Source organism: Burkholderia sp. AU15512 (assembly GCF_002223325.1).
GTDB lineage: Bacteria > Pseudomonadota > Gammaproteobacteria > Burkholderiales > Burkholderiaceae > Burkholderia.
The window spans coordinates 971,155-993,946 of sequence record NZ_NKEX01000006.1 but is presented as its reverse complement, the minus strand read 5'-3'; the positions used below and the strand labels follow the sequence as shown (position 1 = coordinate 993,946).

Annotated in this window: 23 protein-coding genes; 8 read left to right on the top strand and 15 right to left on the bottom strand. The window is 69.2% G+C overall.

The annotated features are described in order from the left end of the window. Window positions 1–15 precede the first annotated feature (15 nt). The 4 genes from CFB43_RS23795 to CFB43_RS23775 all read right to left on the bottom strand — a co-directional run bounded on the left by CFB43_RS23795 (window position 16) and on the right by CFB43_RS23775 (window position 4,798). Window positions 16–534 (bottom strand): flavin reductase family protein, encoded by a 519-nt coding sequence (locus CFB43_RS23795; protein ID WP_089496821.1) that lies wholly within the window; start codon window positions 532–534, stop codon window positions 16–18. After that, window positions 534–2,291, bottom strand: coding sequence for an FAD-dependent oxidoreductase (locus tag CFB43_RS23790; RefSeq protein WP_089496820.1), 1,758 nt, complete (start codon window positions 2,289–2,291; stop codon window positions 534–536). Before CFB43_RS23790 ends, CFB43_RS23795 begins: the two co-directional genes overlap by 1 nt. 10 nt (window positions 2,292–2,301) lie before the next feature. Then, entirely contained in the window at window positions 2,302–3,495 is a 1,194-nt protein-coding gene (locus CFB43_RS23785) for an acyl-CoA dehydrogenase family protein (protein ID WP_089496819.1), read from the bottom strand. A gap of 163 nt (window positions 3,496–3,658) precedes the next feature. Continuing rightward, window positions 3,659–4,798 carry an LLM class flavin-dependent oxidoreductase gene (locus CFB43_RS23775; protein WP_089496818.1) on the bottom strand — a complete coding sequence of 380 codons (1,140 nt, stop codon included), beginning with the start codon at window positions 4,796–4,798 and terminating at the stop codon, window positions 3,659–3,661. A 258-nt stretch (window positions 4,799–5,056) separates the two neighbouring features. Between CFB43_RS23775 and CFB43_RS23770 the strand changes: the two genes are divergently transcribed. Continuing rightward, complete coding sequence (locus CFB43_RS23770; RefSeq protein WP_089496817.1) at window positions 5,057–5,407, top strand: VOC family protein; 351 nt, start codon at window positions 5,057–5,059, stop codon at window positions 5,405–5,407. A 51-nt stretch (window positions 5,408–5,458) separates the two neighbouring features. On the opposite strand, the gene CFB43_RS23765 is transcribed toward CFB43_RS23770, so the two are convergent. Further along, entirely contained in the window at window positions 5,459–6,319 is an 861-nt protein-coding gene (locus tag CFB43_RS23765; RefSeq protein ID WP_089496816.1) for a LysR family transcriptional regulator, read from the bottom strand. Between the two features lie 157 nt (window positions 6,320–6,476). On the opposite strand from CFB43_RS23765, the gene CFB43_RS23760 reads away from it, so the two are divergent. Further along, on the top strand, window positions 6,477–7,865 hold the full coding sequence (locus CFB43_RS23760) for a DHA2 family efflux MFS transporter permease subunit (protein WP_089498117.1): 1,389 nt from the start codon (window positions 6,477–6,479) through the stop codon (window positions 7,863–7,865). Between the two features lie 9 nt (window positions 7,866–7,874). On the opposite strand, the gene CFB43_RS23755 is transcribed toward CFB43_RS23760, so the two are convergent. Beyond that, window positions 7,875–8,255, bottom strand: a complete 381-nt coding sequence (locus CFB43_RS23755; RefSeq protein ID WP_089496815.1) for a DUF4377 domain-containing protein — start codon at window positions 8,253–8,255, stop codon at window positions 7,875–7,877. 90 nt (window positions 8,256–8,345) lie between these two features. On the opposite strand from CFB43_RS23755, the gene CFB43_RS37940 reads away from it, so the two are divergent. Together CFB43_RS37940 and CFB43_RS23750 are read left to right on the top strand one after the other, a co-directional pair. After that, on the top strand, window positions 8,346–8,459 hold the full coding sequence (locus CFB43_RS37940; protein WP_226203037.1) for an SDR family oxidoreductase: 114 nt from the start codon (window positions 8,346–8,348) through the stop codon (window positions 8,457–8,459). Between the two features lie 94 nt (window positions 8,460–8,553). Then, window positions 8,554–9,747: a tyrosine-type recombinase/integrase gene (locus CFB43_RS23750; RefSeq protein WP_089496814.1), complete on the top strand. Its 1,194-nt coding sequence runs from the start codon at window positions 8,554–8,556 to the stop codon at window positions 9,745–9,747. 34 nt (window positions 9,748–9,781) lie between these two features. Here the strand turns inward: CFB43_RS23750 and CFB43_RS23745 are convergent, their stop codons facing one another. The 3 genes from CFB43_RS23745 to CFB43_RS23735 form a co-directional block, all read right to left on the bottom strand. Further along, window positions 9,782–10,000, bottom strand: coding sequence for a YXWGXW repeat-containing protein (locus tag CFB43_RS23745; protein ID WP_089498116.1), 219 nt, complete (start codon window positions 9,998–10,000; stop codon window positions 9,782–9,784). Between the two features lie 62 nt (window positions 10,001–10,062). Beyond that, on the bottom strand, window positions 10,063–11,220 hold the full coding sequence (locus CFB43_RS23740) for a DUF1501 domain-containing protein (RefSeq protein WP_089458351.1): 1,158 nt from the start codon (window positions 11,218–11,220) through the stop codon (window positions 10,063–10,065). Between the two features lie 2 nt (window positions 11,221–11,222). Continuing rightward, a complete protein-coding gene (locus CFB43_RS23735) occupies window positions 11,223–12,617 on the bottom strand; it encodes a DUF1800 domain-containing protein (RefSeq protein WP_089496813.1) in 1,395 nt (464 codons plus the stop codon). Window positions 12,618–13,003: 386 nt separating this feature from the next. Here CFB43_RS23735 and CFB43_RS23730 point away from each other — a divergent pair, with 386 nt between their 5' ends. Further along, window positions 13,004–13,861 (top strand): alpha/beta hydrolase family protein, encoded by an 858-nt coding sequence (locus CFB43_RS23730; RefSeq protein WP_256990114.1) that lies wholly within the window; start codon window positions 13,004–13,006, stop codon window positions 13,859–13,861. A 151-nt stretch (window positions 13,862–14,012) separates the two neighbouring features. Here CFB43_RS23730 and CFB43_RS23725 read toward each other — a convergent pair whose 3' ends face one another. From CFB43_RS23725 to CFB43_RS23710, 4 genes are all read right to left on the bottom strand, one after another. Further along, window positions 14,013–14,516 carry a periplasmic heavy metal sensor gene (locus CFB43_RS23725; RefSeq protein ID WP_089496812.1) on the bottom strand — a complete coding sequence of 168 codons (504 nt, stop codon included), beginning with the start codon at window positions 14,514–14,516 and terminating at the stop codon, window positions 14,013–14,015. Continuing rightward, window positions 14,513–14,932 (bottom strand): hypothetical protein, encoded by a 420-nt coding sequence (locus CFB43_RS23720; RefSeq protein WP_089442332.1) that lies wholly within the window; start codon window positions 14,930–14,932, stop codon window positions 14,513–14,515. Before CFB43_RS23720 ends, CFB43_RS23725 begins: the two co-directional genes overlap by 4 nt. Continuing rightward, window positions 14,929–15,693: an RNA polymerase sigma factor gene (locus CFB43_RS23715; RefSeq protein ID WP_089496811.1), complete on the bottom strand. Its 765-nt coding sequence runs from the start codon at window positions 15,691–15,693 to the stop codon at window positions 14,929–14,931. Before CFB43_RS23715 ends, CFB43_RS23720 begins: the two co-directional genes overlap by 4 nt. 241 nt (window positions 15,694–15,934) lie before the next feature. Further along, a complete protein-coding gene (locus CFB43_RS23710; RefSeq protein WP_089496810.1) occupies window positions 15,935–16,234 on the bottom strand; it encodes a YXWGXW repeat-containing protein in 300 nt (99 codons plus the stop codon). A gap of 324 nt (window positions 16,235–16,558) precedes the next feature. Here CFB43_RS23710 and CFB43_RS23705 point away from each other — a divergent pair, with 324 nt between their 5' ends. Further along, window positions 16,559–18,244 (top strand): purple acid phosphatase family protein, encoded by a 1,686-nt coding sequence (locus CFB43_RS23705; RefSeq protein WP_089442329.1) that lies wholly within the window; start codon window positions 16,559–16,561, stop codon window positions 18,242–18,244. 593 nt (window positions 18,245–18,837) lie between these two features. Next, the gene (yddG, locus tag CFB43_RS23695; RefSeq protein ID WP_144023100.1) at window positions 18,838–19,782 is read left to right on the top strand and encodes an aromatic amino acid DMT transporter YddG; all 945 of its coding nucleotides are present in this window, start codon (window positions 18,838–18,840) and stop codon (window positions 19,780–19,782) included. Window positions 19,783–19,855: 73 nt separating this feature from the next. Here the strand turns inward: yddG and CFB43_RS23690 are convergent, their stop codons facing one another. Together CFB43_RS23690 and CFB43_RS23685 are read right to left on the bottom strand one after the other, a co-directional pair. Next, window positions 19,856–20,485: a LysE family translocator gene (locus tag CFB43_RS23690; RefSeq protein WP_089498114.1), complete on the bottom strand. Its 630-nt coding sequence runs from the start codon at window positions 20,483–20,485 to the stop codon at window positions 19,856–19,858. Window positions 20,486–20,608: 123 nt separating this feature from the next. Then, window positions 20,609–21,505: a LysR family transcriptional regulator gene (locus tag CFB43_RS23685; RefSeq protein WP_089496808.1), complete on the bottom strand. Its 897-nt coding sequence runs from the start codon at window positions 21,503–21,505 to the stop codon at window positions 20,609–20,611. 319 nt (window positions 21,506–21,824) lie between these two features. On the opposite strand from CFB43_RS23685, the gene CFB43_RS23680 reads away from it, so the two are divergent. Then, entirely contained in the window at window positions 21,825–22,673 is an 849-nt protein-coding gene (locus CFB43_RS23680; RefSeq protein ID WP_089496807.1) for a sulfite exporter TauE/SafE family protein, read from the top strand. The last annotated feature ends 119 nt before the right edge of the window (window positions 22,674–22,792 follow it).

The window sequence follows — 22,792 nt, the reverse complement described above, 5'->3', positions numbered from 1 at the left end:
GGCCGGCTCCTCACGTCACGCGGCCGCACGGGCCACCGGCGCGCCGGGCGTCGTGTAGGCGCCGTCGAGATAGACGAGCGGGTCGACATCGCCGCTCATCAGCACCTCGCGGATACGCCCGATGAACACCGTGTGCGTGCCGTATTCGAAGCGGCCGTCCTGCTCGCACACGAGGCTCGCCTGCGCGTCGCGCAGATACGGCACGCCGAGCGCCGACGTGTGCCAGTCGCCGGTCGTGAAGCGCGCCTCGCCCTTCAGGCGGCCGCTGCAGTCGATCGCGATGCCTTCTTGGGCCGCCGACAACACGTTCACGCAGAACCCGGCGCCCGCGTCGAGCGGCGGATACAGCGACGCACTGCGGTTGATGCAGATCAGCAGCGAGGGCGGATCGGTCGACAGCGAATCGACCGCCGTCGCGGACATCGAATAGCGCCGGCCGTCGTGCGCGCTGCTGATGACCGTGACGGAGCGCGCGAGGCGGCGCATCGCGAGCAGCATGTCGGTGCGCAGCGGATGGGTGGTGAGATCGCTCATCATTGGACTCCGTCAAGTTCAGTCGTGGATGGCCGGGCGGATTGGCCGCCGGCGTCGGCTGCGCGAGCAGCCAGGTGGTCGGCGGCGAGATACCCGAAGGTCATCGCCGGACCGAGCGTCGAGCCCGCGCCGGGGTAGCTCGCGCCCATCATCGAGGCGCTGGTGTTGCCGATCGCGTAAAGGCCGTCGATGGGCTCGCCGTCGGCGCGCAGCACGCGGGCGTGCACGTCGGTGACGAGCCCGCCTTTCGTGCCGATATCGCCCGCGTCGATCCGCACCGCGTAGAACGGCGCCTGGTCGACCGGCCCGAGGCACGGGTTCGGTTTGTTCTGTGGATCGCCGTAGTACGTGTCGAACAGGTTGTCGCCCTTGCCGAACGCTTCGTCGATCCCGGTTGCCGCGTAGCGGGCCATGTCGCGCAGCGTGTCGTGCAGGCCGGCCGCGTCGATGCCGATGCGCGCCGCGAGCGCGTCGATCGTGTCGGCCTTCACGATCACGTCGCGGAATGCGGCCGGAATCCGTGAATCGGGCATCATCGACGCCGGCATGATCGGCCCGCACGGATACTTGCGGCGAAACCGCGCGTCGAACACCATCCACGCCGGCACGTTCGCGCCGGTGCGCGCATGGTCGCGATACATCGCCGGCACGAATTCGGAATACGGCGCGGCTTCGTTGACGAAGCGCTTGCCGAGGCGGTTCACGATCACGCAGCCCGGCAGGTTGCGCTCGACGAACAGCGCGCGCTGCTTCTCCTCGCCCGCGACACCGACCGTCGGCGCGCCCCACACGTGCGTCATCAACGCCAGCGCGCCGCCGAGCCGGTGGCCTTCGGCGATCGCGTCGCCGGTGTTGGCCGGCGGCGTCGCGCTCCACTGCGCCTGCGTCGGCTGCGGCAGGTAGCGCTCGCGCATCGGCTGGTTGCGCTCGAAACCGCCCGCGCCGAGGATCACGCCACGCCGCGCGACGATCGTCACCGGCTGCCCGAAGCGCTGCGCGCGCACGCCGGTCACGCGGCCATCCACGTCGAGCAGGTCGCGCATCGGCGTATCGAGCCACACGGGCACGTTGCGGTCGAGCAGCGCGCGGCGCAGCCCGCCGATCAGCGCGTTGCCGAGCGTCAGGCGCCGGTCGCGCCGCGTGCGGCGGCGCATCCCGATATCGAGCCAGTAGCGGCCGAACTGCGCGATCGCGAGCTTCATGAAGCCGGGCCCGCGCGAGAACAGCGTGTGCGCCTCCTTCGACGTCACCGCCACACGCCCGCCGATCAGCGTGCCGGGCGACGCCGGCCGCAGCTGGTCGAGTTCGTCGCCGAGCAGCCCGCCGTCGAACGGCATCGGATCGAGCGCACGATAGCCCGGCATCGCGCCCGGCACCTTCTGGAAGTAGTCCGCGTATTTCGGCAGCGACTGGTAACGCACCGGCGTTTTCGATTCCAGGTAGCGCAGCATCTCCGGCGCGCGGTCGAGATAGGTGTCGATCTTCTCGGGCGTCGATTCACCGGCTACGCACGCTTCGATATAGCCGCGCGCGGCCTCGCGCGAATCGGTCGCGCCCAGCTCGGCGATATGGTGGTTGCACGGCACCCAGATGCCGCCGCCCGACACGGCCGACGTGCCGCCGTACAGCGCCGTCTTCTCGATCACGACGACGGACAGGCCGCGGTCGGCCGCGCGGCACGCGGCGAGCAGCGCGCCCGCGCCCGAACCGACGACCACCACGTCGAACACGTATTGCTGTGCTTGCGGGTCGTTCATCGCTGCCTCGTCAGATGAAGAAGTCGGTGTTCTCGCGGCCGAGCATCACGGCGCCGAGGTTCTGGCCGAAGCGGTCCACGTTGTTCGCGTAGTGCGCGCGGGCCGCATGCAGGTCGAGGAAGCGGCGCACCAGCGGATTGCGGTGATAGATGCCGTTGCCGCCCGCGTAGCGCAGCAGCGCGTTCGCCGCCTGCGCGCAGCGCTCGGCGACCTGCGCGGACTGGTAGCGGAAATGCACGCGGCGCTCGATCGACACGGCCGGGCCGCCGGTGACCGACGCCATCAGTTCCGCGAAATTGCGCTTGAGCAGCACCTGCATCTCGTCGATCGCGACGGCCGCGTTCGCACACGCGTTCTGCGCGCCCGGATCGTCGGTCGTCTTCGTGCCGCTGTTGGCCGACACGCGCGTGGCCGCATAGCCGGTGAAATCGTCGAGCGCGCCCTGCAGCGCGCCGATGCACGATGTGCACACCGCGCGCACGAAGATCTGCGCGAACGGCAGCTTGAACAGCGGCGCGTCGTTGACGGCGAGGCCCGGGCTCGTGCCCATCATCCCGTCGATCGCCTTGTGCGTGCGGTACGCGGGCACGAACACGTCGTCGACGACGATGTCATGGCTGCCGGTCGCGCGCAGGCCGAGCACGTCCCAGTCCTGCTGGATCCGGTAGTCGGCTTTCGGCAGCAGGAAGGTGCGGTATTCGGGCGGCTGGCCGGCAACGGCTGGCGGCACCAGCGCGCCGAGAAACACCCACTCGCACAGTTCGCTGCCGCTCGAGAACTTCCAGTGGCCCGACAGGCGGAAGCCGCCGTCGACCGGCGTCACGCGGCCGACCGGCATGTAGGTCGACGCGATCAGCGTGGACGGATCGTTACCCCACACGTCCTGCTGCGCGCGTTCGTCGAACAGCGCGAGCTGCCAGTTGTGCACGCCGACGACGCCGTACACCCACGCGGTCGACATGCAGCCGCGCGCGAGTGCCATCTGGATGTCGAAGAACGCCTGCGGATCGAGCTCGTAGCCGCCGTAGCGCTTCGGCTGCAGCACCTTGAAGAAGCCGGCGGCCTGCATGTCGGCGATCGTCTCGGCCGGGATGCGGCCCTGCGCGTCCGCCTGCGCGGCGCGGCCGGCCAGCGTCGGCGCCAGTGCCTCGGCCCGGGCGATCAGCGTGGCGGCCAGTGCGTTCGAATCGTTGTCGCGATGCACGAATGTCTCCTGTGAAGCGGGTGATGCGCCGCGGCGCGTGCCCCGCTCTCGTTCAAAGTTGTCCGGCGCGGCCTGGCCGCGGGCGATGCTCGCCACCACCGATGGTCGGCTTCGCGCGAGCGCGCCGCATCGTCCGACCGGACGACGGGCGCGGCCCGGTGCATCACGCGCAGGCGCGCTCCTTCTCCTTGTTGAAGAACGGGATCACGTGCTCGCCGATGTTGCGGATCGTCTCCATCTGCGCGTCGTGCGGCACCGTGCCCATCTGGCACAGGAACAGCACTTCGTCGACGCCGGCTTCCTGCAGACGGCCGACATAGCCGATGCAGTCGTCCACCGTGCCGTACGCGTGGTTCGGGTTCATCATCGCGAGCGCCGGGTCGGCGAAGTTCACGACGACCTCCTCCGACGCGAAGCGCGAGCGGATCACCATCTCGCCGGTATCGGCCTGCACGAGGTCGTCGCCCCACTTCGCCGGGTCCGGACGCTCGCCGCCCGTGTACCAGTACGCGAGCGATTCCATGAAGTAGCGCTGGCCGCGGATGCCGATCTTGCGGGCGGCCTGGCCGTCGGCCATCACGACCGTCGGGCACAGCGCCGCGAGGTGCTGGGTCGGGCGGAAGCCGACCTGGTCCTCCTGCTTGCGGTTCGCCCACGCTTCGCGATACACGGCGTTCTTCTTCGCGACTTCGTCGGGGCCGCCGAAGCCGAGCACCAGCGCGCCCATCCCGCGCTGGCCGGCGCGCAGCAGCGCGTCGGTGTTGGTACACGCGAGGTACATCGGCGGATGTGGATCCTGGAACGGCTTCGGGTGGATCGGACGCTTCGGAATCTTGATGTACTTGCCGTCGTGCTCGATCTCGTCCTGCACGAACATCTTCGGCACGAGGTACATCGATTCGTCGATCATCGGCTGCAGTTCGTTGAGGTCATAGCCGAACGCGCCGGCTTCCTGCTGGCTGCCGCCCTTGCCGACGCCGAAGTGCACGCGGCCGCCGGACAGGATGTCGAGCAGCGCGACGCGCTCCGCGACCTTGATCGGGTGGTTCATCGCCGGCGGCAGGCACACGACGCCGTGGCCGAGGCCGATGCGCGTCGTGCGGCCGGCCAGGTACGCAAGGAAGGTTTCCGGTGCGCTCATGTGCGCATAGTTGGTCAGCGACGTGTGTTCGACGCACCAGATCGTGTCGAAACCGACCTGCTCGGCGAGCAGCGCCTGTTCGACCGTCTCCTTGAATACCCGGTGGTCGCCCTCGCGCGATGCGTCGGTGGTCTGGGCTTCGTAGATGAGGGAAAACTTCATTGCGTGCGTCTCCATGGTTGTTGGACGAGTCGGGTCGTGCAGCCCGCCCGCACGATACGGACGAAGCGCGACGGTCCACGAATGGGAGTGTCGGCGCGCGCACGGGCGCGGGCATCGTCTGTTCGGAGTACCGGCGCGCCCGCGAGGACAGAGGGGTTTCACCGTCATCCGATCGGACTGCGTGAGCGCGCGGACGGCGCGCTAGCATCGAACGGCGGGCGCGTGGCGCGCGCCGACCAACGACAAGGGAGAGAGGGAATGAAGGTATCGATGCTGCTGTATCCGGTCGACGACATCGACACGGCGCTGCCGCTGTTCGTCGACGGACTGGGCCTGACCGTGAAGTTTCGCGACGGCGACCGTTATTGCGCGCTCGACGGCGGCCCGCTGACGATCGCGCTGGTCGCGGGCGACGAGCAGATCGTCGAGCGCGCGGCGCTTACGCTGCGCGTCGACGAGGGCGACGACCTGTATGCGGCGATGGCGCGGGTCGTGAAGGCCGGCGCGTCGGTGCGCGTGCCCGTGCAGGCCGGGCCGCACGAATACCGCGCGGTGCTGGAGGACAAGAACGGCGCACTGCTCGTGATTTCGCAGAAACGGGCCGCTTGACCGCACGCCGCACGGGCGCCGGAAACGGGCGCCTCGTGCGCGGCGAGTTGGCTAAGCGTGCGCGCCCGGCGTGCTCAGGTCGCTCGCTTCGAGCAATTCGAGCAGCGTGCGCGCCGGTTGGCTGAGCCGCTTCGCGGCCAGCGCGATGAATTCGATGTCGGGCAGCACCGGCAGCGCATCGCCGTTCACCAGCGGCGCGAGCCCGCGCGTCGACAGATAGTGCGACGTCGCGGTCAGCCCGAGCCCGGCGCGGGCGGCCGCGATGCAGCCCGGCTGGCTGCTGCTCGAACACACGACCTCCCAGCCGATCCCCTTCTCCGCGAGCGCGTTCAGGACGATCGCGCGCGTCACGCTCGGCTCGGCGACCAGCACGAGCGGCAGCGGCCGCTCCGGATCGACGACGGTGCCGGGCCGCGCGACCCATTCGAGCCGCGTGCGCAGGAGCGGCGTGCCGCGCCGTTCGCCGAGCCGCCGCTTGCCGATCATCAGGTCGAGCGCGCCCGCATCCAGCCCTTCGCAGAGCCGGCTCGTCATGCCGGTGGTGATCTCCAGTGCGACGTCCGGGTGCGCGGCGCGAAACCCGGCGAGCACGTCCGGCAACGCGACGAGCGCGAGGTCGTCCGGTGCGCCGAGCCGCACCAGCCCCTGCAGCCTCGGCTTGCGGAACTGCGACTCCGCGCGGTTCAGCGCCTGCAGGATCACGTTTGCATGCACGAGCAGCGCCTCGCCGTCGGCCGTCATCGCGATCGAATGCGTGTCGCGCACGAACAGCCGCCGGCCGACGCTCTCCTCGAGACGACGGATGTGTTCGCTGACGCTCGACTGGTTGAGCCCGAGCTGCCGGCCGGCTTCGGTGAAGCTGCGGCAGTTCGTGACGGTCGCGAACGTGTTGAGCCAGACGGGATTGAGCATGGCGCATTGTCATCGGCATTACCGATGACAGTCAACGTCTTGAGGCCACTTCCCGATGACCATCGGAATCGGTACCATCGTGCGCTTGGAGACCGCAGGCGCCACGCAACCGCGTGAAGGCGCCCTCCGCGCCGGCCTTTGCACCACCGATTTCGCCATGTCCCGGGAACCCACACATTCCGCGCTGCTCTGGATCGTCGCCGCTGCATTCTTCATGCAGTCGCTCGACACGACAATCGTCAACACCGCCCTGCCTTCGATCGCGCAAAGCCTGCATGCTTCGCCGCTCGCGATGCAGCCCGTCGTGGTCGTCTATACGCTGACGATGGCGATGCTCACGCCGGCGTCCGGCTGGCTCGCCGACCGGTTCGGCACGCGCCGCGTGTTCTCGCTCGCGATTCTCGTGTTCGTGCTCGCCTCGATCGGCTGCGCGGCATCGCATACGCTCGGCCAGCTCGTCGCCGCGCGTGCGCTGCAGGGCATCGGCGGGTCGATGCTGCTGCCGATCGGCCGGCTCGCCGTGCTGCGCCGCGTGCCGGGCGAACAGTACGTCGCGGCGATCGCGTTCGTGTCGATCGCCGGCCAGCTCGGGCCGATCGTCGGGCCGACGCTCGGCGGCTGGCTCACGCAGGCGATTTCCTGGCACTGGGTGTTCATCGTCAACGTGCCGGTCGGCGTGGTCGGCTTCGTCGCCGTGCAGCGCTACCTGCCGCACGACCAGGCGCACCAGCCGCCGCCGTTCGACTTCGTCGGCTGTGCGCTGCTGTCGGTCGCGATGATCGCGCTGTCGCTCGCGATCGACCCGCCGATGCCCGCGCATCGCGCCGCATGGGCGGCCGGGCTCGCCGTGGTCGGGCTGGCGAGCGCGCTTGCGTACCTGCCGCACGCACGGCGCCGCGCGCAGCCGCTGTTCCGGCTCGGGTTGTTCCGTGAGCCAAACTTCGGCTCGGGCCTGCTCGGCAATTTGCTGTGCCGGATCGGCACGAGTTCCGTGCCGTTCATGCTGCCGCTGCTGATGCAGGTGCAGCTCGGCTATACGCCGCTGCAGTCGGGGCTGATGATGCTGCCGGCCGCGATCGCGGGCGTCATCGCGAAACGCTGGATCGCGCCGCTCGTGAAGCGGTTCGGCTACGCGGCGTTCCTGGTCGTGAATACGGGGATCGTCGGATGTGCGATCGCGGGGTTCGCGCTGGTGTCGGCGCGGCCCGCGCCGCTGCTGGAAGGCGCGCTGCTGATCGTGTTCGGCACGGCGAACTCGATGCAGTTCGCGGCGATGAACGGCGTGACGTTGAAGGGGCTGTCGCATGCCGACGCCGGCAGCGGCAACAGCCTGTTCACGATGATGCAGATGCTGGCGATGGGGCTCGGCGTGTCAATCGGCGGCGGCCTCGTCAACCTGTTTGCCGCCTATTGGGGCTCGATGGCGCACGGGTTCATGCTGTCGTTCGCGTGCATGGGCGTGGTGACGCTGTTGTCGTCCGTCGTGTTCCGGCGGATCGATACGACCGCGCCGCCGGCCAGCGCGGCCGCACGCCCGTCCGCGTGAGCGCGGCCGTCAGTTCGCCGCGCGGCGCTCGACGACGCGCTTGAGCACCCAGCGGATCGACGAACCGTCGGCCGGCGGCTGCGCAACGCGGTACTCGTCGATTTCGAGCGTGAACAGGTAACCGGGCTGGTATGCGAAGCCTTCGATGCCGGCGTACCACAGGCTCCACGGCTCGTTGGGGCTGTTGCGCACCTGCAGGCACTCCATCGGAGCGACGCCCGTGCAGCGCGCGGATTGCGGCGCGACGTACACGGTCTTGGTCACCGGTTTGCTGTCCGCCGGGCGCACCGCGTTCGGCTGCGTGGCGACCGCATCGGTCTGGCATCCGGCGAGGAGCGTGCTGCCGGCAATGACGGCCGCGCCGAGCAGCGTTCTGGATGGGCGAATCATCGGGTATTCCTCTGGAAGCGTTGAAGGGCCGATTAGAGGCCCCCACGACAAGAAAGTTCACAAATAGCTTACAGGAATCACACCCCCTTCATGCTCGGCGAGCCGCGCGACATCGCGGAATCGGTCACGTGGCTGTGCTCGCCCGCCGCGCGTTTCGTCACCGGTCAGGCGCTCGCTGGCGACGGCGAATTCACCGTGTGCTGATCGTGTACCATCGACGCTTCCCGATATGCCTGATCGCGCAGCGTTCGTCCGCCTTTTCACATGCGTGCGATCTGCACAGCGCACCTCGCCTCGCATGACCTCACCCGTTCCGTCCGACACCGCGCTGCGCCCGCTGCCGATCGATGCACTCACCGTGCCGGCCGCGCTCGACGGACGCACCGGCACCAACCGCTCGAGCAGCGCGCATCCGCAGATTGCCGCGACCAACGACCTCGACGCGGTGCGCGCGTGGCTCGCCCGCTTCGTCGATACGCCGACCACGTTCCAGAACTACCGCAAGGAAGCCGAACGCCTGCTGCTGTGGGCCGTGATCGCGTGCGGCAAGCCGCTGTCGTCGCTCACGCACGAGGATCTCGTCGTCTACCGGCAGTTCCTGCTCGCACCTGCGCCCGCCGAGCTGTGGTGTGCGAACGGCGGACGCAAGCATCCGCGCGACGATCCGCGCTGGCGGCCGTTCTACGGGCCGCTGTCGGCGGCCAGCCAGCGGCAGGCATTGGTGATCCTGAACGTGATGTTCTCGTGGCTCGTGCAGGCCGGCTATCTCGCCGGCAATCCGCTCGCGTTGTCGCGCCAACGGCAGCGCCGGCCCGCGCCGCGCGTCACGCGCCATCTCGGGCAGCCGCTGTGGCAGTCGGTCAAGGACGCGATCGCCGCGATGCCGCGCGACGACGCGCGGGCACGCTTCCATGCCGATCGCGCGCGCTGGCTGTTCACGCTGCTGTATCTCGGCGGGCTGCGCATCACCGAAGCGGCCGACACGACGATGGGCCAGTTCTTCTGCCGGCGCGACGCGGACGGGCGCGACCGCTGGTGGCTCGACGTGACGGGCAAAGGCGGCCGGCAGCGGCTCGTGCCGGCCACCGACGAGATGATGGCCGAGCTGTCGCGCTACCGGCGCGCGCATGGCCTGCCCGCGTTGCCGTCCGACGGCGAGGCCACGCCGCTCGTGCTGCCGGTCGGCCGCGCGCGCAAGCCGCTCACGCGCGCGGCGCTGCACCGGATCGTGAAGCAGGTGTTCCGGCACGCGGCCGACCGGCTGCGTGCGAACGGCGAAGCCGGCGCGCAGCAGGCGCGCGTGCTCGAACAGGCGTCCGCGCACTGGCTGCGCCACAGCGCGGGCTCGCACATGGCCGACGGCCGCGTCGACCTGCGGCTCGTGCGCGACAACCTCGGCCACGTGTCGCTCACGACCACGAGCCAGTACCTGCACGCGGACGACGAATGGCGGCATCGCGAGACGGAAGAGAAGCACCGGATCGGGTGGTAAGCGGCATCCGCCCCGCCCGCCGCGTCACACTCGATCAGTACACGCCCACCCAGTGCCCGGGCACCCACGCCCAGTGATTGCCGGCCCACCGGTAATGCCCCTTCGCCCAGCGATAGCCCGGCGCAGGCATCGGCGGCGGCACCTCGACGACGGGCGCCGGCTGCGGCGGCCGCACGGGTTCGACCACGCAGGCGGACATCAGCGCCGCACTGGCCGCCACCAGCATGGCGAGCGAAACGGATCGGATCTTCAACATCGTGGATTCTCCCTTTTGTGTAGTGGATCGATTCAGTGCCGACGCGGCAACGCGGCGCATCACGCGGTTCCGCGAATCAGCCCGCTCATCGGCCGCGTTGCACCGCTTTCCGCAAACAGCGCGGACGCGGTACGGTGCGGATCGAGCCGCAGGCTGTCGGCGGCGGCGCCCGAAATCAGCGCGTCGAGCGACGCGGTCGGTTTCAGGTCGCGCCCTTCGTACAGGTCGCCCGGCCGCAAACCGGGCCAGTCGGCAATCACGCGGCCGCCCGCGACCGCACCGCCCGCGAGCATCGCGACGGATGCCTGCCCGTGATCGGTGCCGCCCGTGCCGTTCGCGGCGGCCGTGCGGCCGAACTCGGTTGCGACCAGCACCGTGGTTTGCTGCCACGCGGGCCCGAGGCCATCGCGCAACGCGGCGAGCATCGTGTCGAGCGCTTTCAGCTGATTCGCGAGCCGTGCGTTCTGCGCGCTGTGCGTGTCCCAGCCGCCCGTCTCGATCATCGCGATGCGCGGGCCGTCGTCGCGCGCGAGGAACGTCGCGGCGAGCTTGCCGACGCCCGCCGGGTCCTGCCGCGCATGCGCATCGCCGGCGAGGCCGCGCGCGTCCATCGCCGACTGCCACAACGGGCCGAGCTGCGCATCGGCCTCGTAGAGCGCCGACACGCGCGCGAGCAGGTCGTCCGGTGCGGCCGGCAAACCGGACGGCGCGTACGACGCGGCCTGCACGGTGCCGCGCAACGCGAGCGGCACGGTCGGCGCGAACGCGATCGCACTTTCGCGCGTGGCCGGCAGCAGCGCGGCGAGCCGGTTCAGCCAGCCGTCCTTCACCTGGTACGGCGCGCGGCCGCCCGTCTCGAGCACGTTCTGGCCGTCGAAATGCGAGCGGTCGCGATACGGCGAGGCAATCGCATGAACGAACAGCGCCTGCCCGTCGCGGTACAACTGCGCGGTCTGCACGAGCGACGGATGCAGCGCGAACGTGCCGTCGAGCCGCGTCGCGGCCGACGTGTCGATTGCGAGCGGGCCGCGCAGCGACGCATACGCGGGTTCGGCATACGGGACGACGATGTTCAGGCCGTCGGCCGCGCCGCGCTGGATCACGAACACGAAGCGCCGATCGGTCTCGACGTTCGCGAACACGATCCGCGGTGCGACGAGGATCGCGCCTGCGCCGGCGGCGGCCACGCTCAGGAATTGTCGGCGGGACAGTGCCATGGTCATCTCCGTTGGAAATCGGGCGATACGAGCAGCAGCGCGAGCGACGTGGTCGCGCTTTCGGCGCGCGACAGCGCGGCCGCCGTCGGCGCGCTCAACGAACCGGCGAGCAGCGTGTTGCCGAGCGTGCGCGGGTCGAGCCGGTCGCCCGTGCGCGCGGCCAGCCGCTGCGCGAGCTCGACGCGGCGCACGAGCGCGTCGGGCGCGGCCCAGCTCGCGGCCACGTCGTCGTAACCGGCCGGCGAGCCGGGCCGCCACACCGGCTGGCCGAGCTGCGCGAGCAGCGGCGCGGCCTTCAGGTCGCCCGTGTCGCGCCAGCCGAGCCCGCGCAGCGACGACACGGCCCACTCCCACGGCGTCTTGAACTTGCGGTTGACCGGCGACCACGCATCCGTCGAATCGACGAGCGCGCGATAGACGCTCGGCAAATCGCCGCCGCTCGCGTCGAACGCACGCGCCAGCCGGTCGGTCAGCGCCGGCGGCGGATGGTCGGCGACGAAATGACGGGCCAGCTGGAGCGCGATATGCCGGCCGGTCGACTCCGAATGCGCGAGGTCGTGCAGGATCGCGCGCGCCTGCGCTTCGCCGGGCTGGTCGTAGCTGCGGCCCATCACGGTCCGCACGCCGGGCTCGTGCAGTTTCGGGCGAAACACGAACGCGCCGGGCGCCGCATCGCCGGGCTGCGGGCCGCGCCCACCGGCGATGCTCCAGCCGGTCAGCGCACGCGCGAATTCCGTCACGTCGGCCTGCGTGTATCCCGTGCGTACGCCGAGCGTGTGCAGTTCCATGATTTCGCGCGCGAGATTCTCGTTGAGCCCGCGCCTGGCCGACGGATTGCGTGCCTCGGCACGCAGCGCGGCCGGGCTGTCGGGGCCGACCGAGCGCGCCTGGTCGAGGAAAAGCTGCATCGCCGGATGCTGTTCGACGGCGACCAGCATGTCCTCGAAACGGCCGAGCACGTGCGGGCGGATCGCGTCGCGTTCGAACGCGCCCGCATAGGCCGCCACCGGCCCCTTGTCGACCGATACCGCGAAATGGTTCGCCCAGAAATGCACGAGACGCTCGACGAACGGTGCGGGCGTATTCAGCGCGCTGTTCATCCGGGCGACGACGGCGCTGCGATACGTGTCGTTGCCGTCGCGCCGGATCGACTGCTCGGTCGCGCGCTTCGTCGCCGGATCGTTGGCCGTCATCGCATTGCGTGCATCGGCAAAGCGCGTGGCGAGTGTGATTGCGTCCGGTTCGCCGGCCCATGCGGCGGGTCGTGCGTCGTAACGGTCGAACTGCGCGACGAGCGCCGCCTTCGGGTCCGCCGGCGGCGCTTCGTCGGCCCGCGCGCCGAGACCGAAACGGTTCAGCGCGATGGCGGCCGGTGTGATGTCGTTCGGGTGGTCCATGACAGGGCTCTCGCGATGCGTACCCGTGTTTAACGCTGGCCGGCGGGAAATCCGTCGCCGGGAAGACGAATATTTCCGGTGCGTCGCGCGGCTTTGAACGCGTGCGTGCTGCCGCTCGAATGCCCGTCGCGGATTCGGCTGACGCATGCAGCGAATCGGTGGGTCGCTCAGCGGCCGTATCGGGACCCCGCATCCCTGCGAAGGACGGGCCTGTTTCGACATTCGGTTGGCGGGCTTTCACTTGCCTGACCGGCCTCGATCTCACCGGAGGGCTCGCCGGCCGCCCCACCCGGACGCTTGCCGTTCCCGCAAAGCCGCCTAGACTCAATGGAAGGTATCGCCCCCGCGTCACGGCGTTTTGCCGTCCCGACCCAGCGACCACTACGATGCCCACTTTTTCCGTCAGCTTGCGTGCGCGGTTTCGTTGCGTCGGTGCGATGCGTGCGCGCTCGCGCTGGACCCGTGCATGGCTGCTTGCCGTCGCGCTGACGCTGCACGGCTATCCGGCCCATGCGCAGAATCCGCCCAAGGTCGTCGACATCCCGACGCGCCCCGGCGTGACTCAGCGGTTTCTCTTCATCGCGCCGGACGCGCCGAAGGCCGCGGCCATTCTCTATGCCGGCGGGCACGGCGGGCTGCAACTGGAACCGTCCGGCCGGTTCGGATGGGGCGCAGGCAACTTTCTCGTCCGCACCCGGCAGCTGTTCGTGAATGACGGCATCGCCGTCGCGGTCATCGATGCACCGAGCGACCGGCAATCCGCGCCCTACCTCAACGGCTTTCGGCTGTCGAAGGAACACGCCGACGACGCACGCGCCGTGATTGCGTGGTTGAAGGAGCAACTCCATGTACCGGTCTGGCTGGTCGGGACGAGCCGCGGCACCCAGTCCGCCGCCGCCATTGCGGTTGAGCTGGCCGGCGGCGGCGGACCCGACGGTCTCGTACTGACGTCCACGATCCTCCGCGAAGAGCGAGGCGGGACCGCGGTCACGGACATGAACCTTGCCAGTCTCACGATTCCGGTTCTCATCGTTCACCACCAGAATGACGGCTGCAAACATTGTCCGGTGTCCGAAACGGATACGCTGCTGAAGAAGCTGGAGCAGTCTTCGAAGGCCGAGCTGATGATCGTGTCGGGCGGCACGTCCCGGGGCGATCCGTGCGAAGCCTTTGCCTATCACGGCTTCAATGGCCTGGAGAGCGGTGTGGTCGACGCGATCTCCGCGTGGATGCTGGCACGCTGAACGTGCGTGCCGCGTAGCGAAGTCGCGGTGGCCGCTTGCGATCCTTCGCCGAAGCCCGGCGTGAGAGCATTGCCGACCAACCTTTCGCGCGCGTACGCGTTGCGCATCCCTGAAAACGCACGCCGCCGCACGTTGCCCGTGCGGCGTTGGCTTACTTGCTCGCCGCGTCGCCCTGCTTCTTCTGCCACTTCGGCGGCAGCCGCCAGTTCCCGCTGCGCCGCAACCCGTCGACGAACTTCGCGCGCTCGTCCGGCGTCAGCGTCGCCGCGAAATCGACGACGCTGCGCTCGACCTGCGCACGCAGCGCCGTATCGGCCGCACGCGTGCGCTCGAGCGCCGCGTCGATCGCCGTGCGATCGAGTTGCGGCGCGGCGAGCAAATCCAGCACGGTGATCCGGTCGTCGCGCCCTTCCCGCGCGAAATCGCGGCCGTCCTTGCGCGCCGCCTTCAGCGCCGCATCGAATTCCTGCTGGCGAGCGTCCGGCAATTCGTCCGCGGCGAAACGCAATGCGGTGTGCGACGCCGGTGCGCCCGCCGCCCGCAGGTCGCGATGCGTCGAAAACCACTGATACGCACCGCCGCCGATCGCGCCGAGCATGAATACGTTCAGCACGACCGACCCGACGAGGACGAATTTCCAGCCACGTTCAGTCATTCATCACTCCAGTCCACGCTCGGCCCACCGAACGTCGTCGTCAGATAGCCCGGTTCATGCTGCGACGTCGGCACGCCGCCGAGCATCAGCATCGACACGGCCACCGCACCTGCGAGCGCGCCGGCCAGGCCGACGCCCGCGAATGCCGCGCCCGACCACCACACGGCGCCCCGCCGCCGCGCGCGCCGCGGGGCGGGCGCCGTCGCGACGATGCGCTCGACGAGCGCCGGCGCGGGCGGTGCGACCGTATCGTTGGCGAGCCACGCATCGAGTTCGGCGGCATCGTCCAGCGCGGCCAGTGCGTCGCCCGGATGCGCGCGCGCCCATGCCTCGGCGGCCGCGCGCTCGCCGTCCGGCCAGCGCCGCGCATCCGAGCCGTACGCGGCGACGATGGTACGAAATCGTTCGGGTGTCATCGGATGTCCTCGCTAGGTGAGTCGCCCGCCAGTTGCGCGCGCAAGTTTCGCCGCGCACGTGCAAGCAGGCTTTCCAGCGCGTCGACGGTAATGCCCATCAGGTTGGCCGCCTCCACGTTCGACATTTCCTGATAGTACTGGAGCACGAGCGCTTCGCGCTGCCGCGCCGGCAACGCCGCGAGCGCCTGCCGCACGCGCGCGTCGCGCGAGCGGGTCTCCGCGCGCTTGGCCGGCTCCGGTTGCGGATCGGGCACGTCGGGCAACACGTCGACCGGTTCCTCGCGGCGGCCGCGCAAGCGGTCGTAGCACAGATTCAGCACGACGCGATGCAGCCACGTGTCGAACCGTGCCTCTCCCTCGCGCCAGCCCGGCGCCTGTTTCCAGATCCGCAAGAACGTCTCCTGTGCGACGTCCTCGGCTTCCGTGCGGTCGCCGAGCATGCGCGTCGCGAGTGCGAGCAGCCGCGGCAACTTGCGCGCGACGAGCATGCGCACGGCCGACGCGTCGCGCGCGCCGACCCGTGCGACCAGCGCCGCGTCCGGATCGCCGTCGCTCAACGCGGGGCGCTCCAGCGCATCGCGCGTCTGGGCCGCGGCGCGATCGTTGACGCGCCCGCCGGCAGACTGAAACTCATCGTCGTGCTCTCCTTGCATGCGCCGCGCCATTACCCGGCCCCGCCCCAGTGGCGGTTCAAGATCGCCGCGCGCATCGCGCACGGCCTCGGCAAGGTCCGTTTCATCGGCATCCGTTTCAGGCTGCATGGCGATCGGGTCGATCGGGCGCCGGCCGCCCGTTTGCGCGAGCGGCGGCCGGCGTGCTCAATATACGACGACCGGCGCGGGCCGGTAATAGGCCGGACGCGCCGGCACCACGACACAGCCGGCCAGCACGACAACTGCGGCCGCGAGTATCACCACGGTTCGAACAGGCATGGCTGCGCCTCATGACGTTGCGGGAAAGCGCCACCGCACCGGCACCGCGTGCCGTGCGGCGGCATGCGCATCAGGCCCAGTGACCCGGCACCCAGCGCCAGGCCGGGCCGCGCGCGGCCCAGTGGCCCGGCACCCAGTGATAGCCGACGCGAACCACTTGCCAGTGGCCCGGAATCCACACGTAGCGGCCCTGCCGCCAGTGCCAGTGGCCCTGGTCCCACACGTAGCCCGCGCGCGGCGCCGGCATCACTTCGACGCGAGGCGCCGGCGGCGCGTAAGGCGCGACGATGACGGCCTGCGCGAAGGCGGCGGATACAGCCAGCGCGGCCACGCATGCCGCTGCGAACCGCAATGGGACGGAAAGCTTCATGTAAGACTCCGAAGTAGCGGGTATCGACCGGAAGCGGCCGTTCATGCGTTAAACGGCGCGGGCGAACGGAATCCGTCGCGGTGTCTGCAAATAAATTTCGGCCGAACCTGACGCGCGTCGGCGCTGGCCGGATGCCGCGATCCACGAGTTCGTGGCCTGAACCCACGCTTACGCGGGGTTGCCCTGCTGTCACAACCCGGCAAAACTGCCCTTCGACAATGTCTCGCACCGGGATCCCGCTCGTTTCCGGCTCACGCACTGGCCGCGCTCGCGCTCGGCCAGGCGGTTCCACCTCTCGCGTCTCCACCCACGAAAACACCGACCATGTCGAACCAGGACAACTCCCCGATCCAGCCGAACGAGCCGGCCGCGTCCGTCTCGCGTCGCGGCTTCCTGAAGCTCGCCGGCGTATCCGGCCTCGCCACCGCCGCCGGTGGCCTCGCGGCAGCCAGGGCCGCCGCGTCGAACCCCGACGGCACGCCCGAACAGGTGCACCTCACGTGGGGCAACGACCCGACGTCGGAAGTCGTGATCTCGTGGGCCTCGCTCGCGTCGGCCGTCAATCCGCGCGCGCGCATCGTCGCCGACGGCGAGCCGGCGCGCACCGTGCACGGCGTCCAGCGCGTGTACACCGACGGCCTGAACGGCGAGACGGTATTCGCGTACCACGCACGCGTGCACGGGCTGAAGCCGAATACGCGCTACCGCTACGAGATCACGGCCGACAACGACAGCAACGCCGCGCAGCCGTTCTCCGCGCATTTCTCGACCGCGCCGCGCGGCCGCGCACCGTTCCGCTTCACGAGCTACGGCGATCTCGCGACGCCGAACGGCGCGTGGGTGCTGTCGTCGCCGCAGAGCCGCTTCGCGGTGCAGGCCGTCGAGCAGTTCCAGCCGCTGTTCCACCTGCTGAACGGCGACCTCTGCTACGCGAACCTGAACCCCGCGCACCAGCCCGAGGTGTGGCGCGATTTCGGCAACAACAACCAGACGTCGGCCGCGAATCGTCCGTGGATGCCGTGCCCGGGCAATCACGAGATCGAGTTCAACAACGGCCCGCAGGGGCTCGACTCGTATCTCGCGCGCTATACGCTGCCGGAGAATGGCACGCGCTTCCCGGGCCGCTGGTACAGCTTCCGCGTGAGCTCGGTGCTGTTCGTCTCGCTCGATGCGGACGATGTCGTGTACCAGGACGCCGCCGCGTTCGTCGGCGGCCCCGCGCCGCTCGTGCCGGCCGCGAGCACCGGCCACCCGCCGATCGAACCGGGCACGTCGTTCTACGTGCGCGGCTACAGCAACGGCGAGCAGACACGCTGGCTCGAACACACGCTGCGTCATGCCGCGCATGACGACGACATCGACTGGATCGTCGTGCAGATGCACCAGGACGCGCTCAGTTCGTCGAAGACGGGCAACGGTTCCGACAAGGGCATTCGCGAAGCCTGGCTGCCGCTGTTCGACCGTTACGGCGTCGACCTCGTGCTGTGCGGCCACGATCACGACTACGAGCGCAGCTACCCGGTGCGCGGCTGCAATCACCGCGCGGGTGTCGATGCGACGACCGGCGAAGTCGTCGAGACGCTGCAGCCGCGCCCGGTCGGCTCGAACGACCCGGACCGCACGACGTTCGACACGAGCCACGGCACGATCCACCTGATCCTCGGCGGCGGCGGCACCAGCGCGCCGCTCGACGTGTACGGCGAGAACCCGGCCACCGGCTTTGCGCGGGCGAAGGTGTTCACGAAGCCGAACCGGCCGGTGCCGGGCACGGCGCCGAATACGTTCGTGCGCGCGCCGGCCGATGCGCTCGAGGATGCGATCTGGTCCGCGCGCCGCGATACGGGCACCGGTTACGGGATCGCGGTGTTCGACCACGACCCGGGCAAGCCGGGCGGGCACACGACGATCACGATGCGCTACTACCACGCGCCGGGCGCCGACCAGCACCCGACCGCCGATTACGAACTGTTCGAGACGATCGAGCTGAGCAAGAAGCGGCGCGAGCGGTGATCGGGCGGGCGCCCGTTGCGGCGGGCGCCTGATGCGGTGCAGTCAGGGCGGGTGGCGGCTTGGCACGCGCCAGACTGCCCGCCTCGCCCACCGGCCCATGAAGATGTGTTTCGAACACCGCATCCACACGACGCCGTCGGCCGACGCATTCGATGCCATCGCGAATGCGTTGCGCCAAGCGCATCACGCCGTCGAATCGATTCTAACCGACGACACTTGAAGTCCGCGGCGACGCCGGCGGCTGGCCGCTGATCGCCCTGTCAACCGACGAAGACGGTTTCTCCCCGGTCACGACGCTCGGGCCGACGCGGGACGCGATGCTCGACTCGATTGGCCGCGCGTTGTCGGCAAGCGGCGCGGCCAGGCGCATCGACGACGCGTGACCGGTAGCCGCGTGACGCCCGTGCTCCCGGATGATCAGCCTCAAGCGCCGGGCGAATCACCGCCGACGCCGCTGCCCGTTCTCCGTCTCCCCGTTAAACTACGCGTTTTCGCCGGCAATGGCCGTCCCGCATGCCGAATGCGCGCGTGGCGCATGCAGGCGGAACCGAATCATCCGAATTTGCATTGGCATGTTGAAACAGGCAGGAAGCATGAAGCGCAAGAACAAGGCCACGCTCGCCGGGCTCGGCGCGGTGTTGTTGTGGGCCTCCGTGGTCGCCCTCGTTCGTGGCGTGAGCGAAAGCCTCGGCGCGACCGGCGGCGCCGCGATGATCTATACGGTGGCATCCGCGCTGCTGCTGTTCACGATCGGCTTCCCCGATCTCAGCAAGTTCCCGAAAAAGTATCTGCTCTGGGGCGGGCTGCTGTTCGTCGCGTACGAGCTGTGCCTGGCGCTGTCGATCGGCTATGCCAGCAACGGCCAGCAGGCGATCGAAGTCGCGATGGTCAACTATCTGTGGCCGAGCTTCACGCTGGTCGCGGCGATCGTGTTCAACAAGCAGCGCGCCAACCTGCTGGTCGTGCCCGGCGTCCTGCTGTCGATGCTCGGGATCTGCCGGGTGCTCGGCGGCGACCGGGGCCTCGATCCGGCCGGCATGCTGCACAACGTCACGGACAATCCGCTGAGCTACGGCCTCGCGTTCGTCGGCGCGCTGATCTGGGCCGGCTATTGCACGGTGACGGCGCGCCTCGCCGACGGCAAGAACGGCGTCACGCCGTTCTTCATGCTGGTGGCGCTGGCGCTCTGGATCAAGTTCGCGATCGAAGGCGGCGGCGGCATGACGTTCAGCGTGCATGCGGTCGTCTACATCGTGCTGGCGGCATCCGCGCTGGGGTTCGGCTATGCGGCCTGGAACACCGGCATCATGCACGGCAACGTGACCGTCATCGTCGGTGCGTCGTACTTCACGCCGGTGCTCGCCGCCCTGCTCGCCGCGACGCTGCTGCATACACCGCTGTCGATCGAATTCTGGCAAGGCGCATCGATGGTGTGCGGCGGGTCGATCCTGTGCTGGCTCGCGACGCGCAGCCGGCGTCGTGAACAAGCCGTGCCCGTCCGGGTCGGCAACGAAGCGCAGGGCAACTGCCAGGGCTGACGATGCCGGGCGCTTTCGTTGCGATGCCGCCTGAAAGCCCTCCGGTGGCCGTGCATACCGCCAACCATGCGCGCTAGCGCGACTCCAGTGCGATACGCACGGCCAGCCCGGCCAGCACCGTACCCATCAACCAGCGCTGGGCCGACGCCCAGACCGGCCGCCCCGCCAGAAAGCCCGCGATGCCGCCTGCCATGCAGGCAATCAGCGCATTCACGCTGACACTCACGGCGATCTGCACGCAGCCGAGCGCCAGCGATTGCGCGAGCACGCTGCCGTGCCCCGGCGAAATGAACTGCGGCAGGAGCGACAGATACATCACCGCGATCTTCGGATTCGCGAGGTTCGTGACGAAGCCCATCGTGAACAGCCTGGCCCGGCTGTCGTGCGGCAACTGCCTGACCTGGAACGCCGAGCGGCCGCCCGGCTTCAGCGCCTGCCACGCCAGGTACGCCAGATAAAGCGCACCGGCGCAGCGCAGCGCGTCGTACGCATACGGCACGGCCATCACGAGTGCGGTGATGCCGAGCGCCGCGCACACCATGTAGAACACGAACCCCAGCGCGACGCCGCCGAGCGACACCAGCCCGGCACGGCGGCCCTGGCAGATCGAGCGCGACACCAGGTAGATCATGTTCGGCCCGGGCGTCAGCACCATGCCGAGCGACACGAGTCCGAAAGCAAGCAAGGTGGGCAAGGCCGGCACGGCAATCTCCTTCGGGACGAAGCGGTCAGGGGCGAGTTCGAACACTGTATTGCATCTCGACTGTCATCGGCTTGAATAAACTTCAAGTCGCCCATGAGCGCGGTTCATCGCTGAAGCCGCTCGTTACCTGGCCTTTCTCGCGCGCGTGTCGACCGCCTTCGCCGCCTTCGCGCGTTGCGCGTCGACGAGCCGCACGAACTCGTCTGCGACCGCGTTGCCGGCCGTATTCCACGACAACCGCACCGAGCGATGCAGCCTGGGCGACAACTCCAGCACGCGGCCGCCGAACGGCGTGTACGTGAGCGTGATGCGCGGCACGATCGACACGCCCATGCCGGCCTCGGCCATCGACAGGATGGTGCGCATCTCGACCACGTTGAACGCGGCCCGCAGCGGCACCCCGCCGCGCGCGAAGTAATCCGCGATCACCGGCCCGCAGCCTGCCTTCGAGAAGATGAACGGCGCCTTGGACAACTGCTTGGCCGACACGCGCTTGCGGCCGGCGAACATGCCGTCGGCCGCCACCGCGACAAAATTCTCGTCGAGCAGCGGCAGATTGTGTGCGAACGTCTTCGTGCCGGCCACCACGCCGACGTCGGCCGTACCGTCGTCGATCCACCCTTCGACCTCGCTGTCCGTGCCTTCGAGCAGCACCGCCGACACGCCCTGGTGCATGTCCTTCAACGCCTCGAGCGCGGGCACGACGAACGCCAGCGACACGCTCGGCAACGACGCGACCACCAGCTTCCCTTCGAGCTTGCCGCGCGACAGGCTGAACTGCTGGCGCAGCAGCTGCGCTTCCCGCACCACGTTCTGCACGTACGGCCACAGGCGTTCGCCCGCCGCCGTCAGGACGACCGGCTGCCGGTCGCGCCACAGCAGCTTGACCTCCGTGAGGTCTTCCAGCTCGGTCAATGCATGACTGATCGCGGACTGACTGCGGCTCAACCGGTCGGCCGCAGCCGTGAGCGAGCCGAGTTCGACCACGGCCGCCAGTGCCTGCAACTGGGCCAGTGTCATCGACGCCTCCTTGTTCGAAGTTATGAATCCGGCACATGAAATGACAAACCATCATGAATTATATTGAACCGCGAAAATGATCACGTCGACGCGCCCCATGACGCGCCACGGCTAGTGCCGACTGCCCTTCGCAATGCTCGGGTAAGATGCACCGTCGAACCGCCTGTCGATTGCCTGCGGCCCCGGCCGCACAACGGCGCGGCGCCAGGCGATCGCTCCGGTTCAAGCCAATCCAGAACACCTGCGTGCCAGACACACGCGACCGCCGCGGGCGCCATCGACAGCGCTCGCTGCCGGATATGCCGCGACATGCCAATCCATGATGCATTTCAATCTGACTGAAGGGGTGCTGGTCTCCAGCCTGCAGGGGCTCAGCGCGTTCGAGCTGGCCGGCATCGCCATCGCGCTATTGCTGGGCGGCATGGCCAAGGGGATCACGGGCATCGGCGTGCCGCTGATCGCGATGCCGATACTCAGCCAGTTCCTGCCGATCCGGCATGCGGTGCTGCTGTTGTCGATGCCGATCATCCTCGGCAACATCCCGCAGGCGCTGGAAGGCGGCCAGTTGCTGGCGACGGCACGCAAGATCGCCGCGCCGATCGCGGGCACCGTCATCGGCAATATCGTCGGCGTGGCGATCCTGCTGTCGCTCAATCCGGGGCACGCGCAGGCGGCGTCCGGCGCGCTGTTGATCGTGGCCGCGGCGCTGATGCTCGCCGCGCCGAAGCTCAACCTGCCGGAAGCATGGCGGAAGCCCGTCGGTTTCGCGCTCGGCTTCGGTGCGGCGCTGATGGAGAGCATCGCGTCGGTTCCCGGCCCGCTGCTCGCCACCTACCTGATTTCGTCCGGCGCGACCGGGCGCGTCTTCACGAAGCAGATCGCGATCATCCTCGTGGTGTCGATCGTCACGCTGATCACGACGTTCAGCGGCGCCGCGCACGCGAGCGGCGCCGACCTCGCGATCTCGGCGGCGGCGAGCCTGCCGGCGATTGCCGGCATGTGGCTCGTTCGCCCGCTGCGGGACAAGATGTCGCCGAAGCGCTTCCGGATGGTCGTGCTGCTGTTCGTGCTCGTCGCGGCATCGCAGATGATCTGGAAATCGGGCGTGTTCCGGCATGGTGGCTCGCACGTTACGCAGATGAACCACGCGCATACGGGCAAGAACTGACAGACGGCGCAAAGCCATCGATCGCGCATGCGTTCTGAAAGCTGCGAAGCGTAGTATTCGCGGACCCGGCGTATCGCCCCGCCCGACGGGCCGAACGATACGTCACCGACTTGGCTGCT

What these genes read in the sequence shown, in the direction of transcription:
- CFB43_RS23795 (WP_089496821.1), bottom strand. Translation starts at nt 534, where the DNA reads ATGAGCGATCTCACCACCCATCCGCTGCGCACCGACATGCTGCTCGCG.
- CFB43_RS23790 (WP_089496820.1), bottom strand. Translation starts at nt 2,291, where the DNA reads ATGAACGACCCGCAAGCACAGCAATACGTGTTCGACGTGGTGGTCGTC.
- CFB43_RS23775 (WP_089496818.1), bottom strand. Translation starts at nt 4,798, where the DNA reads ATGAAGTTTTCCCTCATCTACGAAGCCCAGACCACCGACGCATCGCGC.
- CFB43_RS23770 (WP_089496817.1), top strand. Translation starts at nt 5,057, where the DNA reads ATGAAGGTATCGATGCTGCTGTATCCGGTCGACGACATCGACACGGCG.
- CFB43_RS23765 (WP_089496816.1), bottom strand. Translation starts at nt 6,319, where the DNA reads ATGCTCAATCCCGTCTGGCTCAACACGTTCGCGACCGTCACGAACTGC.
- CFB43_RS23760 (WP_089498117.1), top strand. Translation starts at nt 6,477, where the DNA reads ATGTCCCGGGAACCCACACATTCCGCGCTGCTCTGGATCGTCGCCGCT.
- CFB43_RS23755 (WP_089496815.1), bottom strand. Translation starts at nt 8,255, where the DNA reads ATGATTCGCCCATCCAGAACGCTGCTCGGCGCGGCCGTCATTGCCGGC.
- CFB43_RS37940 (WP_226203037.1), top strand. Translation starts at nt 8,346, where the DNA reads ATGCTCGGCGAGCCGCGCGACATCGCGGAATCGGTCACGTGGCTGTGC.
- CFB43_RS23750 (WP_089496814.1), top strand. Translation starts at nt 8,554, where the DNA reads ATGACCTCACCCGTTCCGTCCGACACCGCGCTGCGCCCGCTGCCGATC.
- CFB43_RS23740 (WP_089458351.1), bottom strand. Translation starts at nt 11,220, where the DNA reads ATGGCACTGTCCCGCCGACAATTCCTGAGCGTGGCCGCCGCCGGCGCA.
- CFB43_RS23735 (WP_089496813.1), bottom strand. Translation starts at nt 12,617, where the DNA reads ATGGACCACCCGAACGACATCACACCGGCCGCCATCGCGCTGAACCGT.
- CFB43_RS23730 (WP_256990114.1), top strand. Translation starts at nt 13,004, where the DNA reads ATGCCCACTTTTTCCGTCAGCTTGCGTGCGCGGTTTCGTTGCGTCGGT.
- CFB43_RS23725 (WP_089496812.1), bottom strand. Translation starts at nt 14,516, where the DNA reads ATGACTGAACGTGGCTGGAAATTCGTCCTCGTCGGGTCGGTCGTGCTG.
- CFB43_RS23720 (WP_089442332.1), bottom strand. Translation starts at nt 14,932, where the DNA reads ATGACACCCGAACGATTTCGTACCATCGTCGCCGCGTACGGCTCGGAT.
- CFB43_RS23715 (WP_089496811.1), bottom strand. Translation starts at nt 15,693, where the DNA reads ATGCAGCCTGAAACGGATGCCGATGAAACGGACCTTGCCGAGGCCGTG.
- CFB43_RS23710 (WP_089496810.1), bottom strand. Translation starts at nt 16,234, where the DNA reads ATGAAGCTTTCCGTCCCATTGCGGTTCGCAGCGGCATGCGTGGCCGCG.
- CFB43_RS23705 (WP_089442329.1), top strand. Translation starts at nt 16,559, where the DNA reads ATGTCGAACCAGGACAACTCCCCGATCCAGCCGAACGAGCCGGCCGCG.
- yddG (WP_144023100.1), top strand. Translation starts at nt 18,838, where the DNA reads ATGAAGCGCAAGAACAAGGCCACGCTCGCCGGGCTCGGCGCGGTGTTG.
- CFB43_RS23685 (WP_089496808.1), bottom strand. Translation starts at nt 21,505, where the DNA reads ATGACACTGGCCCAGTTGCAGGCACTGGCGGCCGTGGTCGAACTCGGC.
- CFB43_RS23680 (WP_089496807.1), top strand. Translation starts at nt 21,825, where the DNA reads ATGATGCATTTCAATCTGACTGAAGGGGTGCTGGTCTCCAGCCTGCAG.